Annotated in this window: 28 protein-coding genes; 15 read left to right on the forward strand and 13 right to left on the reverse strand. The window is 66.7% G+C overall.

The genetic code is table 11. The features are described 5' to 3' along the window. Positions 1-43 precede the first annotated feature (43 nt). On the reverse strand, positions 44-217 hold the full coding sequence (locus NMQ09_RS02630; RefSeq protein WP_255192898.1) for a DUF5786 family protein: 174 nt from the start codon (positions 215-217) through the stop codon (positions 44-46). A gap of 155 nt (positions 218-372) precedes the next feature. On the opposite strand from NMQ09_RS02630, the gene NMQ09_RS02635 reads away from it, so the two are divergent. Further along, positions 373-1380, forward strand: a complete 1008-nt coding sequence (locus tag NMQ09_RS02635; protein WP_255192899.1) for a DUF5784 family protein — start codon at positions 373-375, stop codon at positions 1378-1380. A 209-nt stretch (positions 1381-1589) separates the two neighbouring features. Here the strand turns inward: NMQ09_RS02635 and NMQ09_RS02640 are convergent, their stop codons facing one another. Further along, positions 1590-1877: a DUF2795 domain-containing protein gene (locus tag NMQ09_RS02640; RefSeq protein WP_255192900.1), complete on the reverse strand. Its 288-nt coding sequence runs from the start codon at positions 1875-1877 to the stop codon at positions 1590-1592. A gap of 175 nt (positions 1878-2052) precedes the next feature. On the opposite strand from NMQ09_RS02640, the gene NMQ09_RS02645 reads away from it, so the two are divergent. Both NMQ09_RS02645 and NMQ09_RS02650 read left to right on the forward strand, forming a co-directional pair. Beyond that, positions 2053-2832: a PHP domain-containing protein gene (locus NMQ09_RS02645; RefSeq protein WP_255192901.1), complete on the forward strand. Its 780-nt coding sequence runs from the start codon at positions 2053-2055 to the stop codon at positions 2830-2832. A gap of 132 nt (positions 2833-2964) precedes the next feature. Beyond that, entirely contained in the window at positions 2965-3129 is a 165-nt protein-coding gene (locus NMQ09_RS02650; RefSeq protein WP_255192902.1) for a DUF6757 family protein, read from the forward strand. A 30-nt stretch (positions 3130-3159) separates the two neighbouring features. On the opposite strand, the gene NMQ09_RS02655 is transcribed toward NMQ09_RS02650, so the two are convergent. Further along, positions 3160-3483, reverse strand: a complete 324-nt coding sequence (locus NMQ09_RS02655; RefSeq protein WP_255192903.1) for a 4Fe-4S dicluster domain-containing protein — start codon at positions 3481-3483, stop codon at positions 3160-3162. A 147-nt stretch (positions 3484-3630) separates the two neighbouring features. After that, positions 3631-4059: a universal stress protein gene (locus NMQ09_RS02660; RefSeq protein ID WP_255192904.1), complete on the reverse strand. Its 429-nt coding sequence runs from the start codon at positions 4057-4059 to the stop codon at positions 3631-3633. A 302-nt stretch (positions 4060-4361) separates the two neighbouring features. Between NMQ09_RS02660 and NMQ09_RS02665 the strand changes: the two genes are divergently transcribed. After that, positions 4362-5249: an alpha/beta fold hydrolase gene (locus tag NMQ09_RS02665; RefSeq protein ID WP_255192905.1), complete on the forward strand. Its 888-nt coding sequence runs from the start codon at positions 4362-4364 to the stop codon at positions 5247-5249. An 8-nt stretch (positions 5250-5257) separates the two neighbouring features. Here the strand turns inward: NMQ09_RS02665 and ddfA are convergent, their stop codons facing one another. From ddfA to NMQ09_RS02690, 5 genes are all read right to left on the reverse strand, one after another. Further along, positions 5258-5542, reverse strand: a complete 285-nt coding sequence (gene ddfA / locus NMQ09_RS02670; RefSeq protein ID WP_255192906.1) for a DdfA family disk-determining factor — start codon at positions 5540-5542, stop codon at positions 5258-5260. 120 nt (positions 5543-5662) lie between these two features. Then, positions 5663-6406 (reverse strand): DNA polymerase sliding clamp, encoded by a 744-nt coding sequence (locus NMQ09_RS02675; protein WP_255192907.1) that lies wholly within the window; start codon positions 6404-6406, stop codon positions 5663-5665. A gap of 73 nt (positions 6407-6479) precedes the next feature. Further along, positions 6480-7958 (reverse strand): Hvo_1808 family surface protein, encoded by a 1479-nt coding sequence (locus NMQ09_RS02680; protein ID WP_255192908.1) that lies wholly within the window; start codon positions 7956-7958, stop codon positions 6480-6482. 42 nt (positions 7959-8000) lie between these two features. After that, complete coding sequence (locus NMQ09_RS02685) at positions 8001-9659, reverse strand: Hvo_1808 family surface protein (protein WP_255192909.1); 1659 nt, start codon at positions 9657-9659, stop codon at positions 8001-8003. A 103-nt stretch (positions 9660-9762) separates the two neighbouring features. After that, positions 9763-11406, reverse strand: coding sequence for an Hvo_1808 family surface protein (locus tag NMQ09_RS02690; RefSeq protein WP_255192910.1), 1644 nt, complete (start codon positions 11404-11406; stop codon positions 9763-9765). An 86-nt stretch (positions 11407-11492) separates the two neighbouring features. Here NMQ09_RS02690 and NMQ09_RS02695 point away from each other — a divergent pair, with 86 nt between their 5' ends. Then, positions 11493-12074, forward strand: coding sequence for a cysteine hydrolase family protein (locus tag NMQ09_RS02695; RefSeq protein WP_255192911.1), 582 nt, complete (start codon positions 11493-11495; stop codon positions 12072-12074). A gap of 112 nt (positions 12075-12186) precedes the next feature. On the opposite strand, the gene NMQ09_RS02700 is transcribed toward NMQ09_RS02695, so the two are convergent. The 3 genes from NMQ09_RS02700 to NMQ09_RS02710 form a co-directional block, all read right to left on the reverse strand. Further along, positions 12187-12918, reverse strand: coding sequence for a protein-L-isoaspartate O-methyltransferase family protein (locus tag NMQ09_RS02700; RefSeq protein WP_255192912.1), 732 nt, complete (start codon positions 12916-12918; stop codon positions 12187-12189). 158 nt (positions 12919-13076) lie between these two features. Beyond that, positions 13077-13712 carry a protein-L-isoaspartate(D-aspartate) O-methyltransferase gene (locus tag NMQ09_RS02705; protein ID WP_255192913.1) on the reverse strand — a complete coding sequence of 212 codons (636 nt, stop codon included), beginning with the start codon at positions 13710-13712 and terminating at the stop codon, positions 13077-13079. Between the two features lie 11 nt (positions 13713-13723). After that, a complete protein-coding gene (locus NMQ09_RS02710; protein ID WP_255192914.1) occupies positions 13724-14377 on the reverse strand; it encodes an HVO_0476 family zinc finger protein in 654 nt (217 codons plus the stop codon). Between the two features lie 141 nt (positions 14378-14518). Between NMQ09_RS02710 and NMQ09_RS02715 the strand changes: the two genes are divergently transcribed. Beyond that, the gene (locus tag NMQ09_RS02715; RefSeq protein WP_255192915.1) at positions 14519-17176 is read left to right on the forward strand and encodes a hybrid sensor histidine kinase/response regulator; all 2658 of its coding nucleotides are present in this window, start codon (positions 14519-14521) and stop codon (positions 17174-17176) included. Positions 17177-17222: 46 nt separating this feature from the next. Here the strand turns inward: NMQ09_RS02715 and rimI are convergent, their stop codons facing one another. Next, on the reverse strand, positions 17223-17696 hold the full coding sequence (gene rimI, locus NMQ09_RS02720; protein ID WP_255192916.1) for a ribosomal protein S18-alanine N-acetyltransferase: 474 nt from the start codon (positions 17694-17696) through the stop codon (positions 17223-17225). Positions 17697-17815: 119 nt separating this feature from the next. Here rimI and NMQ09_RS02725 point away from each other — a divergent pair, with 119 nt between their 5' ends. The 9 genes from NMQ09_RS02725 (at position 17816) to NMQ09_RS02765 (ending at position 25387) form a co-directional block, all read left to right on the forward strand. After that, complete coding sequence (locus tag NMQ09_RS02725) at positions 17816-18520, forward strand: carbonic anhydrase (RefSeq protein ID WP_255192917.1); 705 nt, start codon at positions 17816-17818, stop codon at positions 18518-18520. A gap of 51 nt (positions 18521-18571) precedes the next feature. Further along, positions 18572-18787 carry a hypothetical protein gene (locus NMQ09_RS02730; protein WP_255192918.1) on the forward strand — a complete coding sequence of 72 codons (216 nt, stop codon included), beginning with the start codon at positions 18572-18574 and terminating at the stop codon, positions 18785-18787. Positions 18788-18902: 115 nt separating this feature from the next. Beyond that, entirely contained in the window at positions 18903-19097 is a 195-nt protein-coding gene (locus NMQ09_RS02735) for a cold-shock protein (protein WP_246973898.1), read from the forward strand. A 206-nt stretch (positions 19098-19303) separates the two neighbouring features. After that, positions 19304-19675: a cupin domain-containing protein gene (locus NMQ09_RS02740; RefSeq protein ID WP_255192919.1), complete on the forward strand. Its 372-nt coding sequence runs from the start codon at positions 19304-19306 to the stop codon at positions 19673-19675. A 162-nt stretch (positions 19676-19837) separates the two neighbouring features. Continuing rightward, entirely contained in the window at positions 19838-20482 is a 645-nt protein-coding gene (locus tag NMQ09_RS02745) for a class I SAM-dependent methyltransferase (RefSeq protein WP_255192920.1), read from the forward strand. Positions 20483-20675: 193 nt separating this feature from the next. Next, a complete protein-coding gene (locus tag NMQ09_RS02750; protein ID WP_255192921.1) occupies positions 20676-21566 on the forward strand; it encodes an ABC transporter permease subunit in 891 nt (296 codons plus the stop codon). Next, positions 21563-22573: an ABC transporter ATP-binding protein gene (locus NMQ09_RS02755; RefSeq protein WP_255192922.1), complete on the forward strand. Its 1011-nt coding sequence runs from the start codon at positions 21563-21565 to the stop codon at positions 22571-22573. The genes NMQ09_RS02750 and NMQ09_RS02755 overlap by 4 nt, the downstream gene beginning before the upstream one ends. Continuing rightward, on the forward strand, positions 22570-23241 hold the full coding sequence (locus tag NMQ09_RS02760; RefSeq protein WP_255192923.1) for a DUF8130 domain-containing protein: 672 nt from the start codon (positions 22570-22572) through the stop codon (positions 23239-23241). Before NMQ09_RS02755 ends, NMQ09_RS02760 begins: the two co-directional genes overlap by 4 nt. A gap of 91 nt (positions 23242-23332) precedes the next feature. Continuing rightward, positions 23333-25387, forward strand: coding sequence for a DEAD/DEAH box helicase (locus tag NMQ09_RS02765; protein ID WP_255192924.1), 2055 nt, complete (start codon positions 23333-23335; stop codon positions 25385-25387). Positions 25388-25398: the final 11 nt, after the last annotated feature.

Consider the following 25398-nt stretch of genomic DNA (forward strand, 5'->3'; position numbering starts at 1 on the left):
ACGCCGCTTGCGTGGTCGTCACGGCGTCGGAACGAAAAGGCGACTAACTCGATTTGATCTCCTCGAACTTGTCTAGGAGCGCTTCCGCGGAGTCGCCGGAGTCGTACTCGACTTTTCCGTGATAGATCGTCCGCTCGTCGTCGAAGTCGGTGTCGACCTTGGAGGCCTGCATCTCACGGCGCTCGTGCTCGTCTTCGTCATAGGCACCCATTGACATGGTAACTACACTCATTTGTTGGCAGTTCTCGGTTATTAATGTAACGGTCGTTCACGCTTCGTACACTTCTGGAGGCGGACGTGACCCACGCCGACCGGATCGGCGGCCGTTCGGCGGTCGGAAGACGTATGCCGCCGGCTCACCTACCAACCGCCGTGGCACGGCCGCTTCGCTTTCGATATTCGCCTCAGTCCTGGAGTGCAGACCGGGTTCGACAAGAGATCCTGCACCCGCTTCGGAGAAACATCGGCGCTCGAGCCGTCTCCCCCCGCTTCGACGTCAACGGCGGGTGGGAAACCCACCGCTTCGAGATGAAAAACGGCGACGTCGCGCTGTTCGCTCGTAGGGACGGCGAGGCCTACTGGATGGGGAACACCGAGACGCCGAGTTCACTCTGGCGGACTGATAAATACGGCTGGCGCGAGATTCCCTTCAAGGTGTCGCGATGGGCCCAGCGCGAACTCCTCGCGGACCTCCACGAGGAAGATCCGTGGCTCGCCGACTACCCCTACATCTCGTGGTACTTCCTCCCCGTCTTCATGTCCAAAGACGGTCGGGAGTCGACGCGGGCCTTTTTCCGCGAACACGCCGCCGGCTTCCCCGACGCCGGCCGCCGGGAGTCGATGCGCTTTTTCGAGGACTTCTTCCGGGCGGGGGTCCTCGACGAGTACCGGCACGTCATGTCGGGCAAGCTCGGCACGAGCAACCACGTCGATCGGGTACGCATGAGCGCCACGATGGGCGAGTTCATCGCCGCGAAACTGCTCGCCGACGCGGGCTACGACATCACCCCCGAGATCGAGGTGGCGACCGGTCACTCGCTCGATTACCGCGCGAGAGACGATTCGACGAACGTCTTAGTCGAGGTCACCCGTCCCCAGCCGCCGGCGAACCGCGCCGCCGCCGGCCCCGTCGCCGCCGTTCGCGACACCGCCGAGACCAAGACCAACGGCCAGCTCGCCGAACACGGCGGCGGCGCCGTCCTCTTCGTCGACTGCTCGAGCTTCCGCGACGACAGCTGGGCCGCCGTCAAAGGCGAACGACCCGAGGTTCGTCATCGCCCGGCCGTCGTCTACCGCGCCCGGCCGAACGGCCGCATCGAAGCCTACAGCAAGGGCTCGGTCCCGCTCAAGCTCGCCGACGCACTCCAGTTCGTCGACTGACCCGTTCGGACCAACACTCATCAGCCATCCCACCTCGAGCGGAGGCACCGCTCTTGCGTTCTGGTGACAGTGGGATCGAAAACAGCGTGTACTGGATCTCGAACTCGCGTCGGACGCGGTGGCGCCTAGTACTCCGTCAAGCGTCGACTGCAGGGTCGAACCGGCCTTCGGCGACGGATTCGACCCTGCAGATCTGGCTTGACAAAGCACTAGAACGACATCGGCTCGGGCGCGTGGGGGCTGCCGAGCGGGGTCGGGTCGCGGTCGCTGTAGCCGACGCGGCCGACGGCCTTGTCGCTCACCGCGGAGTAGACCGCGAAGCGAGCGTCCTCCGGCGACTCGAACGTTTCGGACTCGAGCCGGCCGAGTACCTCGGCGACCGTCTCGGAGCCGTTGGGGAGCTCGAGACAGTGCTCGCCGCACGTCTCGATCAGTTCCTCGGTGGTCGCGGGATACTCGTGGGCGTCGATGACCTCGCCGGTGCCATTGAGCAGCATTACGCCCGAACTTCTGTGAACGATAATTATAAACATTGTCCATAAACGTTCTCTAGGCCTCCGGAAGACCTTATCTTCCCTAGGTGGCCTAGAATGACCGCCGTGAACACGACCCTCGATGGGCATGAAGCGTGACGGAGAAACGGCTATAGGGCGTCCGTGATTCGAGTTGCGTATGCCGTACGCCGACCTCCACGTGCACACGACCCGCTCCGACGGGACGCTCGAGTTCGAGGCCGTTCCCGCCGCCGCCAGGCAGGCCGACGTCAGCGTCGTCGGGCTCACGGACCACGAGCGGCTGCAGCCTCTCGAGCGACCGGTCGTCGAACGTGATGGCGTGACGATCGTCCACGGGATCGAACTCCGCGTCGAGCCCGATGGGGGCGACCGAGTCGACCTGCTCGGCTACGGCGTCACGCCGACGACTGCCCTCGAGGAACTCGTCGAGGACATCCAGCGCAACCGTCTCGAGCGTGGACAGGCGATCGTCGACTGCGTGGAGGACCGACTCGGAATCGATCTCGCGATCGACGTCGAGGGCGGCTTCGGTCGTCCCCACGTCGCCCGCGCAATTGCTGACCATCCCGACGCCGACTACGACTACCAGGGCGCGTTCGACCACCTGATCGGTGCCGGGAAGCCGTGTTACGTCCCCCGATGGGTCCCGTCGTTCGACCGCGGTCGACGGACCCTGGAGGAGGCGTGTCCGATCGTCTCGCTCGCCCATCCGCTTCGCTACCGCGACCCGGCGAGTGCACTCGAGCTGGTCGCCGACCTCGACGCCGTGGAGCGACACTACCCCTACGGGCGCGCGGTCGACACCGAACCGGTCGAACGGGTCGTCGACCGCCACGACGTCCTCGTCACCGGCGGTAGCGACGCCCACGACGAGCGCCTCGGGCTCGCCGGCCTCTCGGCGGCGCAGTTCCGGGCGCTCGAGCTCCCGGCGCCGTGATGACGTCTACGTGAGCGCGGGTTCGCGAGCAGGGGTGAGAGGCGGGTAATGCGCCGGGGAGAGGCGGGTAATGCGCCGGGGAGAGGCGGGTAATGCGGAGGGTTCAAACCGAACGCCCCCGTACGTGTGGGCATGAAGTGTCATTACTGCGACCGCGAGGCCGCCTTCGCTGCCGAATCCGACGGAGTCAAGGTCGGTCTCTGCGAGGAACACTTCCGCGAGCGGTTGCAGGAACTCGCCGAGGCTGACGGGCTCGAAGCCCTGAAAGAGAAAGTCGACGTCGACCGCGCGGAGTAACAGACGGCGGTTGCCGAGAGTAACGACTGCTCAGGCGGTACGGCCGGCGTCGACGTCGATCGCGTCGACCGGACAGACGTCGACACAGAGCATACAATCGATGCACTGGGCCTCGTGGGTCGGCTCGGCCTTTCGCTCGCTCTCGGGGTGGTCCGGTGTGTCGACCCACGTGAAGACGTCGACCGGACAGTCCTCGAGGCAGGCCCCGTCCGCGATACAGAGGTCGTAGTCGACCGCGACGTGCGTGCCGCGGATTCCCAGCTGCTCGGGCTCGTCGACCGGTCCCCAGACGGCGACGCCGTTTTCTTCGCCCACTTTCTCTCGGTTTTCGTGGAATTGTGGATCTATGGCCATTGCTAACAGGCCAAACGCGTGACGCGTACATAAAAGTATGGACCCGCCGGCGCCGGTGTGCGATCTGATCGACCGATGGCGGGGCCGTGCCATCGGCCACTCAGCAGCGTCCCGTGCCTTCCTGCACGAACGCGTGCCACACCCGCGTCAGACGGTGAACACCGGCCGATCGGTGCTCCGGATCACCCGGTCGGCGACGCTGCCGAGGTGGGGCGTCTCCGCCTGGCCCTCGCCGTGTTTCCCCATCACGACGAGGTCGGCGTCGACGTCCTCGGCGAGTTCGACGATCCGCTCGTGGGGCGTGCCGCGCGAACAGTGACACTCGACGGTCAGGCCGCGCTCGCGGGCGCGCTCGGCCATCGACTCCAGTTCCGACGCCGCCTCGTCCTCGAGTTTTTCGAGGGCGACTTCGTAGCTCGTCAACGCCGTTGCCTCGCCGTAGCGCCCGCTGTCGACGATCCTGACGAGGTGGACGTCGGCGTCGTTGTCTGCGGCGATGGCGAGTGCGTGCTCGAGTCCCCGGTTCGCCGGCCGACTGCCGTCGGTCGGCACGACGATTGTGTCGTACGTTGGCATACTATCACTCGAGAGTGCCGCGCGGGGCAAAAGTGTACTGCTCGTCACAGTATTCGGTGGCCGTTCTGCTATAGTACTCGTTGAAACGATTTACACCCGGTCACAGCCGAACGGGCAGCCTCGGTCTCGTTGGCGAGGCTGCCCGCCAACGGTCGTGACCGGGTGTGCAATGACTTTCAACGGTTACTATATCGTACTCGTTTCAACGGGTACTATACCGGCCGACGGCAGGATCGTCCGTCCCCGGAGACCGTCCGGCTTCGACACACGATTTCAAGAACCCCCGTCGCGTCGGTTGGGATATGCCACGGGCGACTCGAGACGGCGTGTCGATCTACTACGAGCACGAGCAGGGAGCGGGCGAGCCCGTCGTGTTCGTCCAGGGGCTCGGTTACGGACGGTGGATGTGGCGCTGGCAACGCGAGGCTGTCGCCGGCGGGCACGAGGTGGTCGCACCGGACAACCGGGGAACCGGCCGATCCGACGACGGCCTCTCGAGGCTCGTGACGAAGCTCCCCGGGAAGCTCCGGACGCCGATCATCTACACACTCGCCGGCTACTCGGTCGAGGGGCTGGCCGCCGACCTCGAGGCCGTCCTCGACGACGCCGGCCTCTACGACGTTCACCTCGTCGGCGCGAGCTTAGGTGGAATGATCGCCCAGCAGTACGCCCTCGAGTACGGCCGGGCGAAGACGCTCACGCTGCTGTCTACGACCCACGGTGGCGAGGACGCGGTGGCGATGCCCGAGGAGACCCGGGAGGTGATCTTCGACGCTCCGAAGGGGGCCAGCGAGCGCGAGACGATCCGTCACCGAATGCGCCCCGCGTTCAGCGACCGCTTTACCAACCGCAACCCGCACCTGATCGATCGCATCCTCGAGTGGCGACTCGAGCAGGACGCCGCCGAACCGGCACGGGTGGCGCAGGCGGCTGCCGGAGCGAACTTCGACGTGCGCGATCGCGTCTGGGAACTCCGCACGCCGACGCTGCTCCTCCACGGAACCGACGACCGCGTGGTGCCGGTCGAGAACGCGCGCCTGCTCCACGAGAAGCTCCCGAACAGCCGTCTCGAGACGATCGAGGGTGGCTCACACCTCTGTTTCATCGAGGAGCCCGATCGGGTGAACGAGACGCTGCTCGCGTTTCTCGACGAACACGAACGATCGACGGCTCGCTCGCGGTCGCCGTAGCTCGCGGCTCACTCGAGTCGAACGACGCCGTCGCCGCGAACCTGGACGTCGAACCCGGCGTAGGAGAACCGAATGCGGTGCTCGCCGGGGGCGCCGGTGCGCTGGGCGTGGGCGACCAGCGAGTCGAGTGCGTCGGGTTCGATCGCGTCGAAAAGCGGCTCGAGCGCCGTCGGTGAGACGCCCGAAACCGCCGCGACGGCGGTGACGACGGCCTCGCTCGGCCGCTCGGCCGGATCGAACCGCCGTTCGTGCGCTGGCGCGGGCTCCGGTGTGTCGTCGATGGGGTCGGCCATTGTCGTTCCGTGAACGGGATGCGAGGTAGAATCGATCCTTACTATGTGGCTCTTTTATCCGTCCGGACGAGTTGACGGTCAGCCGGCCCGGAACGGATGAACTACCCCTGCAGACGGCCGTCAGTCACTCTGGATGCGCGGGGCGAGCATGTACGTGACCTGCCCCTGTCCCTCGGCGAACGCGAAGTGGAGCTTGATCGGGAACTCCTCGCCGAGCTCGAGGGTGACCTCGGTGTCGCCGGGGATCGCCTTGTTCATGTCCTTTAAGTAGTCGAGGCTGAACAGCGAGTGGGCGGGGCCGACCTGGAGGTCGATCAGGTCCGCGTCGGTGAGCTCTAAGTGGACGTCGTCGGTGTCGCCTTCCGCGTCGACGTAGAAGTACTCCGCCCCGTCGTCGACGCCGAGGGCGATGTGGTCTGAGACCATGTCCGCCGCCTTCACCGATCGGTTGACGTCCTTGCCCTCTAAGACCACCTGGGCGGGCAGGTCGAGGTCCGGGATGTCGGGTTCCTGTCGAATCGAGTCGGGGTCGATGAGCGCGAGCGTGTACTCCAGCCCGTCGATCTGGATGTGCAGCTTGCGGGTCTCCTCGTCGAGTTCGAGCTGGACGAGCTGGCCGGATTCCGCCATGCCGGCGATGTCCTCGAGCCGCGAGAGGTCGACGCCGATCAGCCCGCCGTCGGCCTCGTAGGACTCGAACGCGGTCGCGTCGAGCGAGAGGTCGACCATCCCGACGTTGGCGGGATCGACGGCCCGGATCGCGAGGCCCTCCTCCTCGAGGTGGATCTTGCACTCGTCGACCAGCACACTCACCGAGTCGAGCGCGCTGGAGAGCGTTTCCGCGCTCACGATGGCCTTGAACATATGACTCGGGATACGAACGGTCGGCATAAAAAGCCACCCGTTACGCGCGCGGGATGACCGACGTCACATTGGCTCAGCGACCGGGTCCAGCGATCGCAGCCGCTCCCGCAGCGGGCGTCCGGGGAACGGTCTCGAGCCCCGCCGCCACGGGCCCAGCGACGCTCTGCGTCGAGACCGACGGCTCGAGCGACCCGTCGACCTCGACGCCGTGGATTCCCTCGTGTGCCTCCACGTCCGGGCCGCCGACGATCGTGACCACGTCGCCCTCCAGAGCGACGTAGTAGGCGCCGGCGAAGTCGCCGTCGGGAATCCGGTAGAGGCCGTCCTCGAGTTCCGTCGCGCCGTTTTGCTCGAGGAGGTTGCCGTAGGCCGCCGCGAACCGTTCGGCGTCCTCGTCGGTCTCCCAGGCGAGCGTCCAGACGTGGCCCGTCTCACCGTCCTCGTGCTCGTAGGCGACGAACGTGTCGCCAGCCCAGCCGTCGGTGATCGGGTGGGAGTAGTTGTACGGCGAGTACTCGCCGGCGCCCTCGGTCAGCGGTCGGTCGATGACGCCGTTGGCCCACAGGGTCGCAAAGAGCGTCGCCTCGCCGACGGTTTCGGTCCGGACCACGGCCTCGCTCTCGTTCTCGTCCCCGTCCTCGACGATGGGCGCCCAGCCGCCCGACGATCGGTCCTCGACCGTCACCTCGAGGGGTCGGTCGTCCGGGTACCGTTCGGGGTGGATCACCTGCGAGGTGCTCGCCGGTCGCTCGTCGTAGGCGGCGTCGACCGCTTCCCAGCCGCCGGTCTCGTGGAGGTGGGCGACGAACGTCGGCCCCTCGCTGTAGGGGGCGAAGATCGAGAGGAAGAGACCGACGTTGAACCCCCGGTCGGTGGGCTCGGCGACGGTCCGGGAGGGCGTCTCGAGACACTCCCACTCTTCCCCACAGCGCTCGTCGTAGCGCTCCGGGAGGTACTCGGCCTCGCCCTCGATCAACCCGAGCTCGGCTCGCCGCTCGTCGAGGGTCTCGCCCTCTCGGCCGAGTCCGAAGTGCTGGTCCTGCAGGGCGTGGACGAGTTCGTGGACCAGCACCCGTCGATCGACCGTGATGGCGTCGGGATCGTCGGCGACGAGCACGATCTCCCCGTTCGAATAGTAGCCGGCGACGGCCGCACCGTACAGTTCGTCGTACGCCTCGTTGACGTCCGTCTCGCCGTCGACGACGAACGTGGCCCGCCAGAGCTCGTTCGTGAACGCCGACGCCGGCTCGTCCGCCCATCCGGTCTCCTCGCGGTACTCCTCGCGACTCACGATCTCGACCTCGACGTCCTCCTCGAACTCGAGGCCGCGGAGCACCTCGAGTCGAGCCATCGCCCGGTAGGTGACGGCCTCGAGTTCGGCCTGGCTCAGCGCTTCGGTCCCGTCGACGCCGAGGACGTCGTCGTGGGCGTAGCCGGCGATGGTGCCGAGTGAACCGTCGGCCTCGACGGGATCGACGGGGCCCGAAACCGGCGCCGCACAGCCGCTCAGCACGACGAGCGCGACGACAGCGATGAGTGTGTATCTTCGCATTGGTGGATGGTGGGGCATGTCTGATGGCGCCCGCCCCAGCGGTTAGCGACGGCGGATCGCCATCGCGATGAGGAGGGCGACGACCGTAGCGGTAACGCCGAAGCCACGCACCTCGTCGTCGGCGTCGCCGGGTTCGATTGCGTGGATTTCGAAGTCGAGTCTGTCCTCGCCGTCGGGGGCGGCCCCTTCGTAAATCTTCGGCAGGGCGTCGACCGACGGTCCACGGACGATCGTCACCGTCTCGCCGTCGATGTCGACGTAGTACGCCCCGGGGAAGCCGGTCTCGATGACGAACGTATCCTGACGGTCGTCGACGTCGACGGCGCCGTTGATGGCGAGCAACTCGAGGTAGCCGTCGGCGAACGCTTCGGCGTCGGTCACGGAGGTCCACGTCGTCTGCCAGACGTATCCGCTCTCGTCGATCGTCTCCGCGTCGGTGGCGTAGGCGACGAACGTATCGCCCGCCCAGCCGTTCGTGTACGGCTGGTCGTACTCGATCGAATCGATGTATCCCTGCTCGTCGGTGGCGACGAACTCCCCGAGCGTGACGACGGACGCGTCCGCGGAGCGATCGAGAGCGCCGTGGGAGAGCATCGACACCATCGCCGCCTCGCCGAACGACTCGTACGCCGTCTCGTTCTCGAGTTCGAGACGATTCCAGTCGTCGCTCGAGGTGTCCTCGAACTCGATCGGCGCCGGTTCGCGCTCCTCGCCGGGACGGATGACTTCCGAACTGCTCGCCGGCGGTTCGTCGTAGGCGGCGTTGACGGCGTCCCAGCCGCCCTCCTCGAGGAGGTACTCGATGTAGGCGGGGCCGTCGCTGTAGGGCTGGTAGAGGGTGAAGTAAATCCCCCAGTTGAACTCCGCCGGCAGTTCGCTGAGACTCTCGTCAACGCCCTCCCCGGCCTCGTCGTCGCTCGGGAGGACGCAGACCCACGTCTCCTCACAGCGCTCCTCGTACTCGGTTTCGACCCAGACGGCGTCGCCCTCGATGAGCCCGTTCTTGGCGTTGTGCTGGTCCTGTGTCTGCCGTTCGTAGCGTTGCAAGTCGAAGCGCTGGTCCTGGAGGGCGTGTAGCAACTCGTGTGCCAGGATGACCTCGTTCAACGCGGGCGTCTCGGGATCGTTCGAGACGAGCACGATCTCGTCTGCGTTCGGGTCGTAGTAGCCGTTGGCGGCGCCGCCGTACAGCGCCTCGGACGCCGCGACGGCGTCCGTCTCCCGATCGACCATGAACAGCGCTTCGAATCGCAGGTTTTCAGCGAGTCGTTCCTCGTCGGTCACGTTCTCGAACCGCTGTTCGGTCTCCTCCTGGAACTCCTCGCGGCTGCTGACCTCGACTGGCACGTCTTCTTCGAAGGTGAGTTCGCGGAGCACCTCGATGCGGGCCATCGACCGGTAGACGACCGCCTCGAGTTCGGCTTCGGCGACGACGGCGTCGTCGCGCTCGTCGATCGGTAACTCGTCGTCGTACCTGATCCCCTCGACGTAGCCGATCGTGCGGTTCGTACTCGGATCGTCGTCCTCACCGACGTACGTGACGTTGGTGACGGTGGCCGGCGGTGTTTCCGGATCGGCAGTCTCGGAGACGTTCTCCTCCGCGTGCTGGCTCCCGGGATCGACGGCGGCTGCCGAGAGCGGAACCGCCGTCATCGACACCGCCACGAGGAGCGCGAGAACCAGCGCGCGTCTCGAGATCATGACGATGCCTCCTATTTGGAGGCGACTGTCAAAAATACGGCGGTCACCCTCACGAGCCGTCTCTGGACCGTCCTCGAACGCGGAGAACGTCTCTCACTCGGCCTCAATCGCGGTAGACGATCACGAACAGCACGCCGAACACGGTGGCGAACGCGACGACGATGCCGAACCCGGGAACGGGGTCGTCCGCTCCACTTGCGTCTTCACCATCGACGTCCGCTCTACTCGTTTCCTCACCGCCGACGTCCGCGTCAGTCATGTCTTCCTCGTCACCGTCCGCGTCAGCCGGCTCGAGCGCTTCTACGTCGACGTCCGCGCGAACGTCGGCGAGGTCGTCGACCGAGGGCGAACGAACGATCGTCACCGTCTCGCCGTTGTGGTCGACGTCGTACGCACCGGGAAAGCCGTCGTCGATCACGAACGTCGTTTCGCCGACCTGCTCGGCGCCGTGGTGCTCGAGTAGCTCGCGGTATCCCGCGTGGAATGCCTCGGCTTCGTCCTCGTCGAGCCACTCGGTCTGCCAGACGAACGCGGCCTCGTTGGGCGTCTCGCCTGCAGTGTAGACGACGAACTCGTCGCCGGCCCAGCCGTCGGTCACGGGGTGATCGAAGTTGAGGGAGGTGAACCCGTCGAAGATCGCCTCCTGCTCGACGCCGATCGACCCCGGCGACTCGAGCGTCTGGTGCATGAAGATCGCGGCAATCGCCGCCTCTCCGAACACGTCGTAGTCGGGGGCGCGCTCTCGTTCGAGAGGCTCCCAGTCGTCACTCGAGGTGTCCTCGAGGTCGATCGCCACCGGTTCGCGCTCCTCGCCGGGGCGGATGACCTCCGAACTGCTCGTCGGCGGTTCGTCGTAGACGCCGTTGACGGCCTCCCAGCCGCCGTCGAACCGGAGGGCGTCGATGTAGTCGGGCCCGTCGTCGTACGGTTGGATCAGCAGCAGGTAGAGCCCGACGTTGAACTCCGCGGGCGGCTCGGGCGACGTCTGTGGGGTGACACAGTCCCAGTCCGACTCACATCGCTGTTCGTATCGGGTGTCGATCCAGACGGCGTCACCCTCGATGAGCCCGAGTTTGGCGTGGTCTTTGTTCGTCGTGTCGCGGCTGTACTGCTGGAGGTCGAAGTGCTGGTCCTGGAGGGCGTGTAAGAGCTCGTGACCGAGCGTGACCTCGTTCAGCTCCGGGTTTTCGAGGTCGTCCGAGACGAGCACGATCTCGTCTGCGTTCGGATCGTAGTAGCCGTTGACCGCGTCGCCGTAAAACGTCTCGAACTCGTCGATGGCGTCAGTCTCTCGATCGACCATGAACAGCGCCTCGAGCCGTACCTCCTCGAACAGGCGGTCCGCCTCGGAGCGGTCGCCGAACTGGGCGTCCTCCGCGGCGAACTCCTCGCGGGTGATGACCTCGACCGGAACGTCTTCTTCGAAGGTGAGTTCGCGGATCACCTCGACGCGGGCCATCGACCGGTAGACGACCGCCTCGAGTTCGGCTTCGGCGACGACGGCGTCGTCGCGCTCGTCGATCGGTAACTCGTCGTCGTACCTGATCCCCTCGACGTAGCCGATCGTCCCGTCGGTGCTCGGATCGTCGTCCTCGCCGACGTACGTGACGTCGGTGACGACGGGTGCGTCGGCGTGGACGTTCGCGACGTCCGTCGACGGCCCGCCATCGCCTGCGACGGCCAGCGGCATCGCCGCCAGCGACGTCACGACCAGCAGTGCGAGGACCAGTGCACTCGATCTCTTCATTTCGTTCGTGGTTGCCGTTTGGACGGGGCCGAAATAAAGGCTCTGGCGGCGAGGGCGTTTTTTGCGTCGCGTCCGTAGCACCTCGTATGCACCTCGAGCCAGACACCACCGCGGTCGTCGTCGTCGACATGCAAAACGGCTTCTGCCACCCCGACGGCTCGTTGTACGCTCCCGGCAGCGAGGCGGTGATCGAGCCGATCGCCGAACTCGTCGGCCGGGCCCAGGCGGCCGGCGTGACGGTCGTCTACACTCGCGACGTCCATCCACCCGAACAGTTCGAGGACGCCCACTACTACGACGAGTTCGAACGCTGGGGCGAGCACGTCCTCGAGGGCTCGTGGGAGGCCGAGATCGTCGAGGAACTACCCGCCGAAGAGGCCGACCTGATCGTCGAGAAACACACCTACGACGCGTTCCACGAGACCGAACTCGAGGGCTGGCTTTCCGCCCGCGGAATCACGGACCTCGCCCTCTGTGGCACGCTCGCAAACGTCTGCGTGCTCCACACCGGCGGTAGCGCCGGCCTGCGAGACTTCCGGCCGCTGCTGGTTCACGACTGTATCGGCGCGATCGAAGACGACCACCACGAGTACGCCTTAGCGCACGCCGACTGGCTGTTCGGCGAGGTGGTCGAGAGCGAGGACCTCGAGTTCTCGAGTCCCAGTTGATACGGACCGCTGTGAGTCAGTTCCGGCCCAACCGCGGCCGTGGGGCGATTGGGTCGGTACATCGTCACATCGATCCGTCTGAACTGACGGCCACCACCCCCGTGTGGACTCGCTAGTCCCACTCGATCCACTCCTGTTCCCAGCCCCGTCGTGATTCGGCGCGCTGGCGGGCAAACTCGAGGTCCTCTCGCTCGGTCCGGTTCCGTTCGATCGCCCCCGTCTGTTCGCCCTCGATCAGCAGCGGGTCGAACGAGACGGGGCCGTACGTCTCGCGGCTGCCGTCGGCCTCGATCGCCTCGAGTCGCTGTTTTTGTCCGCCTCGCGGGAACACCAGTCGCCCGTCGGGGCGCAGTTGCTCGAGCAGCGGCCGCGGCGGGTCGAACGCGGCCGCCTCGACCAGGATTCGGTCGAACGGCGCGTACTCCGCCAGCCCGTGCGCGCCGTCCCGGCAGTCGACGAGCACGCCCTCGTAGCCCGCCCGGGCGAGGTTCTCGCGGGCCTCGTACACCATCGGCCGCGAGATATCGATCGCGTGGACGTTCGTCTCGCCGACGAGTTCGGCGACGACGGCCGCCGTGTAGCCGACGCCGACGCCCACGAGGAGCGTCGCGTCTCCCGGCCGCGGCTCGAGTGCCTGCACCAGTCGCGCGACGGCGCTCGGTGCGAGCACGCGCGTGCCGAGGCGTTCGTGCTCGCGATCTTCGTAAGCGGCCCGCTCGTCGTCGAGGAACGCGTGGCGGGGGGCGTCTCGCATCGCGACGCCCACGGCGTCGTCGGTGAGGACGGCCTTGGCCTCGTGCTCGAGGCTGTCGACCATGTCCTCTCTAAGCACCGCGGGGTCCATAGCCAGGCTACCGCTCCGACGCTAATCAATGGCGCGCTTACGCCCGTCCCTGTCGTCCCTCAGTCGCGCGATTCGGCCGTTCACCGGCGCGTTCGGCCTCGGCGGCGTCGACTCGTCGCTCGAGGACGCTCGTTCTCGTTCAGCGTTGATCGCCCGAACTAGCCGCGCATTCGGACGAACTGGACGCCGCCGTGCTCGCGCGTCTCGAGCGAGCCGTCCTCGCGCTTGCGGGCGAACACCAGCGTCTGGAACGCCGTCCCGAGCGGGGCGAGCAGTCGGCCGCCGGGGCGGACCTGGTCGACGACGGCGTCGGGGAACGCGGGGGCCGCACAGGTGAGGTAGGCGGCGTCGTATGGCGCGTGCTCGGGCCACCCCTCGCGGCCGTCGCCGACCCGGACCGCCACGTCGTAGCCGAGGTCGGCGAGCCGGTTCTCGGCCTCGCTGGCGAGCTCGTCGCTGTACTCGACGCTGTAAACCGCGCCCTCGTCGCCGACCAGTTCGGCGGTGACGGCCGCGTGGTAGCCACAGCCGGTGCCGATCTCGAGGACGCGCTCGCCGGGCTCGAGGTCGAGCTTCTCGGCCATAATCGCGACCATGTGGGGGGCGCTGATCGTCTGGCCGTCGCCGATGGGCAGCGGCCGATCGTCGTAGGCGCGGTCGCGCTGGGCTGGCGGGACGAACTCGTGGCGCGGAACGGTCGCGAGCGCATCGCGGACGCGCTCGTCGGTGACGCGGGAGCGGCGAGCGAGCGCGTTGGCCATTTGCCGGCGTTCGTCGGCGTACTCGTCGCTCACGATCGGTCACCTCACCAGGCGGACCAGGCGGAACTCGACTGATCGTAGCTGTAGACGCGCTTTGCGTCCTTTGCGAAGACGACGTCGCCCTCGATTTCGTACCGATCACGGTCGTAGCCCGTGGCGTCCTTGCGGACGACGACGGCGTCGATCTCGAACTCCTCGTCGCCGCGTTCCTCGACGGCGCCGACCTCGAGTTCGTAGTCGCCGGGAACGTACATCGTGACGCTCCGACTGTCGTCTCTCGAGCCGTCTTTCGGGTGGACCGTGACGTTCACTTCGACGTTGTCGACCTCACGGGTCCAGACGGTCTCGATCTCCTCGGCCGGCGCCGCCTCGAGGCGACGCTGTTCGTCGACCTCGACGCTCGTGACGCGGACGGTCGCGAGTAGCTCTTCGGTCTCGAGTAAGAACTCGTCGCCGACGGCGACGGTCTCCTCGGCGGGCGTCGTGACGTTCGCGGTGAACGACTCACCGCCCTGGGAGACGACGACGTCGAGGGTCTCCTCGCGTTCGGGTTCGGGCTGGACCTTGTGGACGTGGCCACACTCCCCACAGCGGACGGTCAGCGCGCCGCCGCCGGGTGAGAGGACCTCGTGGACCGTCTCGAGGTCCGGTGAACACGCCGGGCACGGCGTCGCCAGTCGGTCCGGTATCTCGCTCATGGTCGGCGTAGACGGCCCGGCCCTAAAAGGCGATTGGACGGGCTCGCGGGTCGTCCCACCAGTCTGCCTGTCTCGAGTCCGGACGGCTCGGACCTCGATTCTGTAAACCACTATGTGGTTCAACATAAGTAAATTGACGCGATGGCTGATACCCCAGTGCTGAAGGTAGCTGACTGCCTGGGCTACCGTGTGCAGGAGGCAAACGGAGCGTCGACGGCGGACCAGGGGCGTCGGAACGAACCCGACGCGGCCGAGGTCCTCGTCGTCTCCGACGACCACGAGCAGTCCTGGCGGATTGGGTCACGGGTGGCGGCGACGGACGAACCGATCACGGTAGAGACGGCGACGGTCGACGCGCTCGACGACCGATTCGACGGTGACGGACCGAACTGCGTCGTCTCGGTGACCTCGACGTCGGAGCCGAGCCCAGCGGGCCTCGACGTCCTCGAGCGCGTTCGACGCCACGATCCGGAGCTCCCGGTCGTGCTGGTCGCCGGCGACGGGGTCGCCGTCGATCCGCTCGACGCGCTCGAGGCGGGGGTGACCGACGTCTTCGAGGGGCCGCTCGACGAGCGGCGGGCACCGCTCCTCGCGCGACGGGTCCGGAACTACGCGGAGCGACACCGGTGTGAGCGGGCCGAACGGCGCCTCGAGTCGCTCTTTCAGCACTCGCCGGACGCCATCATCGTTCACGACGAGGCAGGGGCGATCCTCGAGGCGAACGACCGGGCCTGTGAGAGCCTCGGCTACGATCACGAGGAGCTACTTGAGCTGACCGTCCAGGACGTCGAGGTCGGCATCGACCACGACGAACTCGATAAGCTCTGGGCGACCTACGAGTTCGGCGAGCCGTTGACCCTCGAGGGTCGACACCGGCGAGCGGACGGCTCCGAGTTCCCGGTCCAGGTCAACCTGGGCCGAATTCAGCTGCCCGACGGGGAGCAGTTCCTCGCGATCGCCCGGGACGTCACCGAGGTGAGACACCGCGAGTGCGAACTGGAGGAGGCGCGGGCGCTGTACGAGACGCTGGTCGAGCAGAGCCCGGACGGGGTGGTCATCGTCCAGGACGGCGAGTACGGGTTCGTCAACGACGAGTTCACCGAGCTGACCGGTCGCACCGAGTCGGCGCTGCTCGGTCGTCCGTTCGAGGAGATCATCGCCCCTGAGCACCGTGAACTCGTTCTAGCCCGCTACGAGCGACGAATTCGGGGCGAATCGCCACCGCGACGGTACGACGTCGACCTCGTGACGGGCGACGGCGAGCGCGTGACGACCGACGTTCGAATCTCACGCATTCGGTACGACGGCGAGCCGGCGACGCTCGCGACCCACCGCGACGTCACCGAGCGGCGGCGACACGAACGCGAACTCGAGCGCTACGAGCGCATCGTCGAGAACGTTCCCGTCGGCGTCTACCGGAACACGCCCGGGGACGACGGCGGATTCGAGCTCGTCAATCCGGGGATGGTCGAGCTGTTCGACGCCGCCGACGAGACGGCACTCCTCGAGCGCCCCGTCAACGAGCTGTACGACGATCCGGACGAGCGGGCGGCGTTCAGCGAACGGCTCCTCGAGCAGGGCCTTCTCGTCGACGAGGAGCTCCGCCTCCGGACGCTCGAGGACGAGGCGATCTGGGTGTCGGTCACCGCCTTGCGGGTCGAGGAAGACGGCGAGGTGTTCTTCGACGGCGTCATCCAGGACGTCACCGAGCGCAAGGAAGCCGTCGCCGAACTGCGCGAACGCGAGGCGCACCTCCGACAGGCCCAGGCGGTCGCCACGCTCGGGAGCTGGTACACGGACGTCACCGCGGACGAGATCCGGTGGTCTGCGGCGGTGCACACAATCTTCGGTCGGTCGCCCGAGGAGGGACCGTTGAGCCACGACGAGTTCCTCTCGTTCGTCCATCCCGACGATCGGGCGTTCGTCGACCGGGCCTGGGAGGGCGCGCTCGAGGGCGAGCCCTACGACATCGAACACCGGATCGTGGTCGACGGCGGGACCCGGTGGGTCCGCGAGAAAGCCGAGATCGAGTTCGACGACGAGGGCCAGCCCCGACGGGCCATCGGCGTCGTCCAGGACGTCACCGAGCGTCGCGAACGCGAGCGGACGCTCGAGGACCAACACCGGCGTCTCGAAGAGTACACCGACCAGATCGAGTTCTTCAACAGCCTGCTGCGCCACGACATGCTGAACGGCATGACGATCGTCCTGGGGAACGCCGAGTTCCTGCTCGACTCGCTCCCCGAGGACGACGATCGATACCCGTACGCCGAGGCCGTCTACGAGCGCGCGGGCGACGTCGTCGAGCTGACCCAGCGGGTTCGATCGGTGCTCGAGCGGCTGTCAGACGACCACGAACCCTCGCTGTCGCCGGTGGACCTCGCTACGATCGTCGATGAGCGAGCCGACGCGCTCGCCGACTCCTGCCCCGATGCGGTGGTATCAGTCGACGCACCGTCGAACGCGCCGGTGCTGGCCGATTCGCTGCTCGCGGACGTCCTCGATAACCTGGTGCTCAACGCGGTAAAACACCACGATGGGGACGAACCGCACGTCTCGATCGCCGTCGACCGGGATTCAGAGACGACGACGCTGCGCGTCGCCGACGACGGGCCGGGCGTCCCGGACGACCTCAAAGAGCGGATCTTCGACCGCGGCGAGACCGGCGCCACCAGCGCCGGGACGGGCTTCGGGCTCTACTTCGTCGACGTCATGGTCTCGGCGTACGGCGGCGACGTCTGGGTCGAGGACAACGATCCCAGCGGCGCCGTTTTCGTCGTCGAGCTGTCGACGGCGTAGTCGCTCGACGCGGCGTCCGGTCCGTAGTCGCTCGACGCATCCCGGCTCACCTGAGATCCCGGATCATCACGATGGCGTCCTCGCCGTTCTCGTAGTAGCCCGGCACGCGCCGGAGTTCGTCGAAGCCGAAGCGACGGTAGAGTCGCTGTGCGCCGTCGTTCGACTCGCGAACCTCGAGTTTGACCGTGTCGGCGCCCTGTGCCGCCAGGGACGAGATCGCGTGCGTGAGTAACGCCGATCCGACGCCCGTCTGTCGCCGATCCGGGTGGACGGCGACGTCCTTGACGTGGCCGATCCGGTATCCGTGCGTCGGCGTCACGTCGGCGACCACGTAGCCGGCGATCGCCCCGTCCGGTTCGACGGCGACGAGAAAACCCGGCTCGCCGAGAAAGCCCTCGAACGCGTCGTACGGCCAGGGTTGTGGAAACGACGCTCGCTCGATGCGAACGATCGCGAGCAGGTCGGCACGCTCGGCCTGGCGCACGACGAGGTCGTTCACGCCGGCTGCCGAGAACGTCACGGCCGAACTGACGGCTCGGCGTGTAAAATACCCCCCGGTCCCGGCGTCGTTCCTGCTGGAGCCGGCCCCAATCTCCTCGAGAAGCAACCCTTTTGGAGTCGCTCGTCGGGAGTTCACGTATGACCGGAGGATCGGACGAGATCTTGCTCGCGTTGCTCGCGGGCAACGCCGACCACGTCGCCGAACTGCCAGCGGGCTACTTCGAGGACGTCCGCGAGGAACAGCACCCGGACGTCGTCACGATCTGTTGTTCGGACTCACGAGTCCCACAGGAACGGATGTGGCACACGGAGCGTCCGGGATCGGTGTTCACCCCGAGCAACATCGGCAACCAGGTCTGGGACGACCACGAGGGCGAGCGGATCGTCGACGGGAGTCTCCTTTACCCAATTCACTACACCGGAACCGAGGCGGTCGCCGTCGTCGGCCACACCGGCTGCGGCGCGGTGACCGCCGCCTACCAGGTTGCGACGGGTGCCGAACCGCCGGGTCCCCTCGGCGTCACGAAGTGGGTCGAGTTACTCGTCCCCGTGATCGAGGCGGGCCTCGAGAGCGGCCTGGTCGACCGCGACGCCGACGAGGAGACGGTGATCAACCAGCTCGTCGAGTACAACGTGGACCACCAGGCGCAGTTCCTCCGAGAGTCCGAGGACGTCCCCGACGACGTTCCCGTCTACGGCTTCGTCTACGACTTCCACGGCGTCTACGGGGAGGACGCCGGCCGGGCCTACCTCGTCAACCACGACGGCGTGACGGAGCCGTCGGCGATCGCCGAGGGACTGCCGACGGAGTACGAACCCGCCGTCTCGAGTCTGCTCTACTGACGACTCGCCGCTGCCAGCAGCGTTTTGCGGTCGCCTCCCCAATCGGACGGTATGCGAACGATCCTCGAGTCGGACGCCCGATTCTACTACGCCGTCGGCGCGTTCACGGTCGTCGTCTTCGCCCTCGCACTGGCCGTCCTCGCCGTGGTCCGTCCGGGCGCCATCGGGACCGTCGAACTCGTCGGCCTCGTCGTCGGCTTTCTCCTCTACATCGTGGTGTACGCCGTTTCGCTGTCGATCTACCGACTGGCCGACGACGGTGCGTGACAACTAGTGGCACCATTTCGGCGAGTATCCGTTCGAGGCGACTCACCGAACCCGGGAACGGCGTTTCCCTCGAGACGGAAGTATTATACGTGGTGGGCCGTTCTCTTTAGAAGCAATGGCGAAAGGAACCGTTGATTTCTTCAACGACACTGGCGGCTACGGATTCATCTCGACTGAGGACGCGGACGACGACGTGTTCTTCCACATGGAAGACATCGGCGGCCCGGATCTCGAAGAAGGACAGGAGCTCGAGTTCGATATCGAGCAGGCCCCCAAGGGCCCGCGCGCGACGAACGTCGAGCGCCTGTAAGGCGAATTCGCGGACGAATCGGCACTTAACTGCAGTATTTTACGCCCTCGAGCGACGGCCGTATCCGTCGGTCGAACGGCTCGCGTCATACACACCACTGTCGGCCAGTTCGGACTCAGCCGTAGCACGGTCGCAGTCGGGTCGGTAACCCGGTACAGCAGCCCGTATGAGCCAACGTTTTGTTCCCTGCCCGCCCACACTGGGACATGACCGACCCCGAACCGCTGATCCGCCGACGCAACGAAATCGAGTACGAAGCCGTCGGGGCTGCCGACGGGATGGAGAAGGGCGTCCTGATCGGCGACGAGCACGGCGCGCCGAACTTCGCGATCCGCCGGTTCAGACTCGAGCCCGGTGCCGAGGTGCCAAAGCACACGAACGAGGTCGAACACGAGCAGTACGTCCTCGAGGGCGAGTACACGGTCGGCATCGGCGAGGAGGAGTACCCCGTGAGCGCCGGCGACTCGCTGTTGATCCCCGCCGGCGTCGTCCACTGGTACCGCAACGAGGGCGACGAGTCGGGTGCGTTCATCTGCGCCGTGCCCAACGGCGACGACGAGATCCAGCTACTCGAGTGAGTCGACCGGGGCTCGAGCAGCGAGTAGCTTCCTGGAGCAGCGAGTAGCTTCCTGGAGCAGCGAGTAGCTTCCTGGAGCAGCGAGTAGCTTCCTCGAGTACCGGCTGCGGTCGTTGCTCGTGCACGGCCAACCGTTATGCCTGCTTGTCCCCATCGAACCGCCATGGGAGTCCTGCAGGAACGCGAGGCTGCTCGCCGCTGGTTCGACCTGCTCGCGCCGGGCTACGACGCCGTCGTCCCGTCGCTGTTTTGGCCCGACGCGATCCAGCAGTCGGCGATCGATCGGCTCGACCTCGAGTCGGCCGAGCGCGCCCTCGACGTCGGCTGTGGGACGGGTGAGACGACCCGCCACCTCGAGCCGGACGTCCCGTCCGTCCACGGGCTCGACCTGAGCGTTCCGCAGCTCGAGACTGCCGCGGGGAAAGCCGACCTCGAGGACGTCTCGTTCGTCTGTGGCGACGTCGACCGCCTCCCCTACGCGGACGGGACGTTCGACGTCGTGGTCTCGGTCGGCTCGATCCTCTACTGGGACGACCCACTCGAGGCGCTGCGGGAACTCCGCCGGGTCACGAAGCCGGGCGGCGAAGTGCTCGTGATGGGGTTCAATCGACGGCCGTTCTCGCCGTGGAACCCGGCGCGGAACGTCCAGGAGTGGCTCAACGCGACGTGTTTCTTCCGCTACGACCCCGAGGAAGGGACGCGGCTCTTCCGCGAGGCGGGATGGACCGACGTCGATCACGCGGTCACCGGCCCCGTCTGGGGTCCCGACCTCGTGATCGCCACGACGGCGCGAGCTGACCGGCCGTGACCCCTCGAGCGTGCTCCCCGATTACGACTGGCTCCACGCCCGAACTCGAGGGTGTGCAGCCGTCTCCCGTCGATACCGGGGAGGGCTGGGTGCAGCCGAATCCACGCCTGCGTAGACTGTCCCTTCCGCGGAGTCACAACTCTCACACCAACCGATATTACTATCAATCTGGTTTGTATATTTACATTTACCAATGAGATGGTACCCCCTTGCCCGCGAGGAGTGCAAGGCGTTACTCTCCTCGAAAGGCGTCTGGCTGCTCGCGTTGGCCCTCCTCCTGTGGACGTATCGACCGTCGTACGACACCTGGGACGGGCTCGGTCCCGACATGACGATTGGATTCGTGCAGTTCGGTGCCGGGCTGTTGCTCCCGCTCGCGGCCGTGGTGCTCGGCTATCAGGCGATCGTCGGCGACCGGACGTCCGGTAGCCTCACGTTCGTCCTCGGACTGCCGCTCACCCGCGGCGAGATCCTGGCTGGGAAACTCGTCGGGCGGACGGCCGCCATTGCGATTCCGGCCGTCCTCTCGTTCGTCGCCGTCACCGTCCTCGGCGCGGTCCAGTACGGCCTCTTCTCGCCGCTGCGCTACCTGGCGGTCCTCGCGGTGACGCTCGTCTACGTGACGGTGCTCGTCTCGATCGTCGTCAGTGTCTCGGCACTGGTCGAGCGAACGACGACTGCGGCGGCGACGCTGTTCGTCGGTCTGATACTGATCTTCGAACTCGCCTGGCAGTTCCTGTCCGTGACGCTTTACTCACGACTCACGGGCGTTCCCGTCGATCCGTCGAATCCCCCGGCGGAAGGCGGGCTGTTCCTGCTCGCGCGCCTTTCCCCGTCCGGAGCGTACAACACCGTGACGAACTGGATCCTCGACGTCGGCAACTCCGCCGATTTCCACAATAGCGTGTTACAGGAACGCCAGCCGAACGTGAACACGAACGTCCTCGTCGTCGAGACGACGTTCGATCCCGGAACCGTCCCGCCGTACCTCCACGAAGCGGGTGGGTTGCTCGTCCTCGCCGCCTGGGGGCTGGTGCCGCTCGCGATCGCGTACTACCGGTTCAGCCGGGGTGATCTCACGTGACGTCGGCCGACGGCGACTCGAGGCCCGCCATCGAGACGGACGGGCTGACGAAACGCTACGGCTCGACGGCGGCCGTCGACGACCTCTCGCTCACCGTCGAGGCGGGCGAGATTTACGGCTTCCTCGGACCGAACGGCGCCGGCAAGTCCACCGCGATCAATCTGCTGATGGACTTCGCCCGACCGACCGACGGCTCGATTCGCGTCCTCGGGCGCGATCCACGCGCGGACGTCGTCGCCGTCCACCAGCGGGTCGGCATCCTTCCGGACGGCTTCAGCGTGTACGGGAATCGAACCGGTCGCGACCACCTGCGGCTGGTGATCGACACGAAAGGAACGGACGACAGTCCGGCAGCCCTCCTCGAGCGCGTCGGACTCGCGGACGCGATCGACGACGCAGCCGGCGGCTACTCGAAGGGCATGCGCCAGCGGCTGGCGCTCGCGATGGCGCTCGTCGGCGACCCCGACTTGCTGATCCTCGACGAGCCGTTCTCCGGCCTCGACCCCCACGGCGTCCGGACGATTCGCGAGGTCGTCCACGAGGAGAACGACCGTGGCGCGACGGTCTTTTTCTCGAGTCACGTTCTGGGGCAGGTCGAACTCGTCTGTGACCGACTCGGCATCCTCCACGAGGGTCGGCTCGTCGCCGAGGGAACGCTCGAGGAGCTTCGCGAGCGCGCGTCGGTGGCGACCGAACTCGAACTCGTCGTCGACGGTGACCTCGAGCGCGCTCGCCGGATCGCCGCCGACGTCGACGGCGTCGTCGACGCGTCGGTGCCGGCCGAGCGGGCGGTTGCAGCGGCGGCCCAGCCGACCCAGCGTGGGGGCGATCGAACAGACGAGACGCTGGTCGTTCGACTCGGGTCGATCGACCGTCGCGAGGCCGTCCTCGAGGCGGTCGAGCGGGCAGGAATCCCGGTCACGTGGTCGGCGGTTGACGAACCGTCGATCGAGTCGATTTTCGTCGCCCACACGGACGAGGCGCCGACCGGAGGTGAGCGCCGATGAGCGACCAACGCGCCGGCCAGTCGACGCTTCGACGTCGAGCTCTCCTGGCGTCGGCCGTCGGTGCCACCGCCTCGCTCGCAGGGTGTCTGGCCGACACCGAGTACACGATCGTCGACGTGAGACGGGAGTCGACGACCACCGACGAGCCGCTGTCGTTCGACGTCGCGGTGCTCGATCCCGACATCCGAATCGGCTCGCCGGGTTCGTTCGAACTCGCAGCGACCAACGACGGCGACGAGCCACTCGAACTCGTGAGCAGGGGCGTCGCCCCGTTCGGGATGCTCCAGTTGCAAACCGAGACGGACGTCGGGAGCGCCCGCGTCGGGCTGTGGAGCGAGGAGTACGAAGCAAGCCCCCACGTGGACGTCAGATCCGATGGCACGAGCGTCGACAGCGACGAACTCCTGACGCCGATCGAGCCGAACGAAACGGTCTCGTTCGACTACGATATCCACGGTGACGACGTCCCACGGGATGGGGGCGTGTACACGCTCGCCGGTGGGTGGGGCGACGACGTCGTCACGTACCGTCGGGCCAATTCGGACGAGCGAAACGGCGATGACGCGGCCGACGCCGACGGTGACGACGACTCCACGCTCGCGGGTACCGGCCTCAATCCACCGATCCACTTCGAGATCGACACCCGGAGCCGGATTCCGTTCGTCTAACCCCACGACGACCGATTCTCGAGGCTCGAACCGACGCGTGTGAAACGCCGTTTCGAACCGCTCAAGTACGCCGCGCGAGTACGAACGGACAGTGTCCCAGCAGGTCGCCGCGCTCGATACCCTGTTCTGTCACGAGACCGGGAACGACTACTTCGTGGTCGCCATCCGGGACGACGAGCGGCTGTTCCGGGCGAAACTCGGCCTCGCAGAAACCGACGCAGGCCCCCGCCCATCGAAGTTCCGCGTCAAGCGCGGCTCGAGCGAGGAACCCCGCCAGCCAAACGAGTTCGTCGAACTGGCCCGGCGGGCCGAACGCATTCGCATCTCAGAGCAGACCTCCCGTGAGGGGCGACGGGAGCTCCAGGCGATGCTCGACGGCTACCAGCTCGAGGCGAAGGTCGTCCGGACCTGTCGCTACTGCGCCTCGGCGGGACGGTACTCGCCGATCACGACGGAGACGGCGATCAAGGACGGCGACGACTGGATCTGTGCCGACTGCGCCCGACAGGAACTCGAGCGCCAGCTCTCCTACACTGGCTCGGTGACCGGCGCGGCGAAAGAGCGCCTCGAGGAGCTCATGTTCGAGGTGCAGGACTTAGAGCGGATCGTCAACCTGCTCAAGGGACGGCTCGATCCCGACCTGACGAAGTTCGACACGATCAGCGCGACGACCGACGAAGTCGACCCCGTCAGGGTCGACACCCTCGACCTCCACCCCGACCTCCAGGCGCTGCTCGAGGACCGCTTCGAGACGCTCCTCCCCGTCCAGAGCCTCTCAGCCGAGAACGGTCTGTTCGAGGGCGACGACCAGCTGGTCGTGAGCGCGACGGCGACGGGGAAGACCCTCGTCGGCGAACTCGCGGGGCTCAACCGCGTCCTCGAGGGCAAGGGGAAGATGCTTTTTCTCGTCCCGCTCGTCGCGCTGGCGAACCAGAAACACGAGGACTTCGAGGACGAATACGGCCACCTCGTGGACGTCTCGATCCGGGTGGGCGCGAGCCGGATCACCGACTCGGGCAACCGGTTCGACCCGAACGCCGACGTCATCGTCGGCACCTACGAGGGGATCGACCACGCCCTCCGGACGGGCAAGGATTTAGGCGACATCGGCACGGTGGTCATCGACGAGGTCCACACGCTCAAAGAAGAGGAGCGCGGTCACCGCCTCGACGGTCTGATCTCGCGGCTCAAATACACCTGCGAACGACGTGCGAAGCGACAGGACGACTACGAGGGGGCGCAGTGGATCTACCTCTCGGCGACCGTCGGCAACCCCGAACAGCTCGCGGGTGCACTCGAGGCGACGCTCATCGAGTTCGAGGAGCGGCCGGTCCCCATCGAGCGCCACGTCACCTTCGCCGACGGCCGAGAGAAGATCAGCGTCGAGAACAAGCTGGTCAAACGCGAGTTCGACACCGAGTCCTCGAAGGGCTATCGCGGCCAGACGATCATCTTCACCAACTCGAGACGGCGCTGTCACGAGATCAGCCGCAAACTCGAGTATTCGGCCGCCCCGTACCACGCCGGACTCGATTACAGGCGCCGGAAGACGGTCGAGCGCAAGTTCGCCGACCAGGAGCTGGCGGCGGTCGTCACCACGGCGGCGCTGGCGGCGGGCGTCGACTTCCCGGCCTCGCAGGTGGTCTTCGACTCGCTGGCGATGGGTATCGAGTGGCTCTCCGTCCAGGAGTTCCACCAGATGCTCGGGCGGGCGGGTCGGCCCGACTATCACGACGAGGGGAAGGTGTACGTTCTCGTGGAGCCGGACTGTTCCTACCACAACTCGATGGAGGGAACCGAGGACGAGATCGCTTTCAAACTCCTCAAGGGGGAGATGGAGTCGGTGATGACCTACTACGACGAGGACGCCGCCGTCGAGGAGACGCTCGCGAACGTCACCGTCGGCGGGAAGGCAGCCAAACGGCTCAACGACCGGATGCTCGGCGAGGTCCCGACGAAACACGCTCTCGGCAAGCTCCTGCAGTACGACTTTCTCGACGGCTTCGAGCCGACGCCGCTGGGTCGGGTCGTCACCGAACACTTCCTCGATCCCGGCGAGGCGTTCGCGCTGCTCGATGGCATCCGCAAGAACGCCCACCCCTACGACCTCGTCGCGACCATCGAACTGCGCGACGCCGATCGGTGACGCCGACTCCC

The sequence above is a fragment of the Natronobeatus ordinarius genome (assembly GCF_024362485.1).
Taxonomy (GTDB): domain Archaea; phylum Halobacteriota; class Halobacteria; order Halobacteriales; family Natrialbaceae; genus Natronobeatus; species Natronobeatus ordinarius.

Excerpts from the sequence above, each read along its gene's own strand:
- NMQ09_RS02630 (WP_255192898.1), bottom strand. The coding sequence starts at position 217 with ATGTCAATGGGTGCCTATGACGAAGACGAGCACGAGCGCCGTGAGATG.
- NMQ09_RS02640 (WP_255192900.1), bottom strand. The coding sequence starts at position 1,877 with ATGCTGCTCAATGGCACCGGCGAGGTCATCGACGCCCACGAGTATCCC.
- NMQ09_RS02645 (WP_255192901.1), top strand. The coding sequence starts at position 2,053 with ATGCCGTACGCCGACCTCCACGTGCACACGACCCGCTCCGACGGGACG.
- NMQ09_RS02650 (WP_255192902.1), top strand. The coding sequence starts at position 2,965 with ATGAAGTGTCATTACTGCGACCGCGAGGCCGCCTTCGCTGCCGAATCC.
- NMQ09_RS02655 (WP_255192903.1), bottom strand. The coding sequence starts at position 3,483 with ATGGCCATAGATCCACAATTCCACGAAAACCGAGAGAAAGTGGGCGAA.
- NMQ09_RS02660 (WP_255192904.1), bottom strand. The coding sequence starts at position 4,059 with ATGCCAACGTACGACACAATCGTCGTGCCGACCGACGGCAGTCGGCCG.
- NMQ09_RS02665 (WP_255192905.1), top strand. The coding sequence starts at position 4,362 with ATGCCACGGGCGACTCGAGACGGCGTGTCGATCTACTACGAGCACGAG.
- ddfA (WP_255192906.1), bottom strand. The coding sequence starts at position 5,542 with ATGGCCGACCCCATCGACGACACACCGGAGCCCGCGCCAGCGCACGAA.
- NMQ09_RS02675 (WP_255192907.1), bottom strand. The coding sequence starts at position 6,406 with ATGTTCAAGGCCATCGTGAGCGCGGAAACGCTCTCCAGCGCGCTCGAC.
- NMQ09_RS02680 (WP_255192908.1), bottom strand. The coding sequence starts at position 7,958 with ATGCGAAGATACACACTCATCGCTGTCGTCGCGCTCGTCGTGCTGAGC.
- NMQ09_RS02685 (WP_255192909.1), bottom strand. The coding sequence starts at position 9,659 with ATGATCTCGAGACGCGCGCTGGTTCTCGCGCTCCTCGTGGCGGTGTCG.
- NMQ09_RS02690 (WP_255192910.1), bottom strand. The coding sequence starts at position 11,406 with ATGAAGAGATCGAGTGCACTGGTCCTCGCACTGCTGGTCGTGACGTCG.
- NMQ09_RS02695 (WP_255192911.1), top strand. The coding sequence starts at position 11,493 with ATGCACCTCGAGCCAGACACCACCGCGGTCGTCGTCGTCGACATGCAA.
- NMQ09_RS02700 (WP_255192912.1), bottom strand. The coding sequence starts at position 12,918 with ATGGACCCCGCGGTGCTTAGAGAGGACATGGTCGACAGCCTCGAGCAC.
- NMQ09_RS02710 (WP_255192914.1), bottom strand. The coding sequence starts at position 14,377 with ATGAGCGAGATACCGGACCGACTGGCGACGCCGTGCCCGGCGTGTTCA.
- NMQ09_RS02715 (WP_255192915.1), top strand. The coding sequence starts at position 14,519 with ATGGCTGATACCCCAGTGCTGAAGGTAGCTGACTGCCTGGGCTACCGT.
- NMQ09_RS02725 (WP_255192917.1), top strand. The coding sequence starts at position 17,816 with ATGACCGGAGGATCGGACGAGATCTTGCTCGCGTTGCTCGCGGGCAAC.
- NMQ09_RS02730 (WP_255192918.1), top strand. The coding sequence starts at position 18,572 with ATGCGAACGATCCTCGAGTCGGACGCCCGATTCTACTACGCCGTCGGC.
- NMQ09_RS02735 (WP_246973898.1), top strand. The coding sequence starts at position 18,903 with ATGGCGAAAGGAACCGTTGATTTCTTCAACGACACTGGCGGCTACGGA.
- NMQ09_RS02740 (WP_255192919.1), top strand. The coding sequence starts at position 19,304 with ATGACCGACCCCGAACCGCTGATCCGCCGACGCAACGAAATCGAGTAC.
- NMQ09_RS02745 (WP_255192920.1), top strand. The coding sequence starts at position 19,838 with ATGGGAGTCCTGCAGGAACGCGAGGCTGCTCGCCGCTGGTTCGACCTG.
- NMQ09_RS02750 (WP_255192921.1), top strand. The coding sequence starts at position 20,676 with ATGAGATGGTACCCCCTTGCCCGCGAGGAGTGCAAGGCGTTACTCTCC.
- NMQ09_RS02760 (WP_255192923.1), top strand. The coding sequence starts at position 22,570 with ATGAGCGACCAACGCGCCGGCCAGTCGACGCTTCGACGTCGAGCTCTC.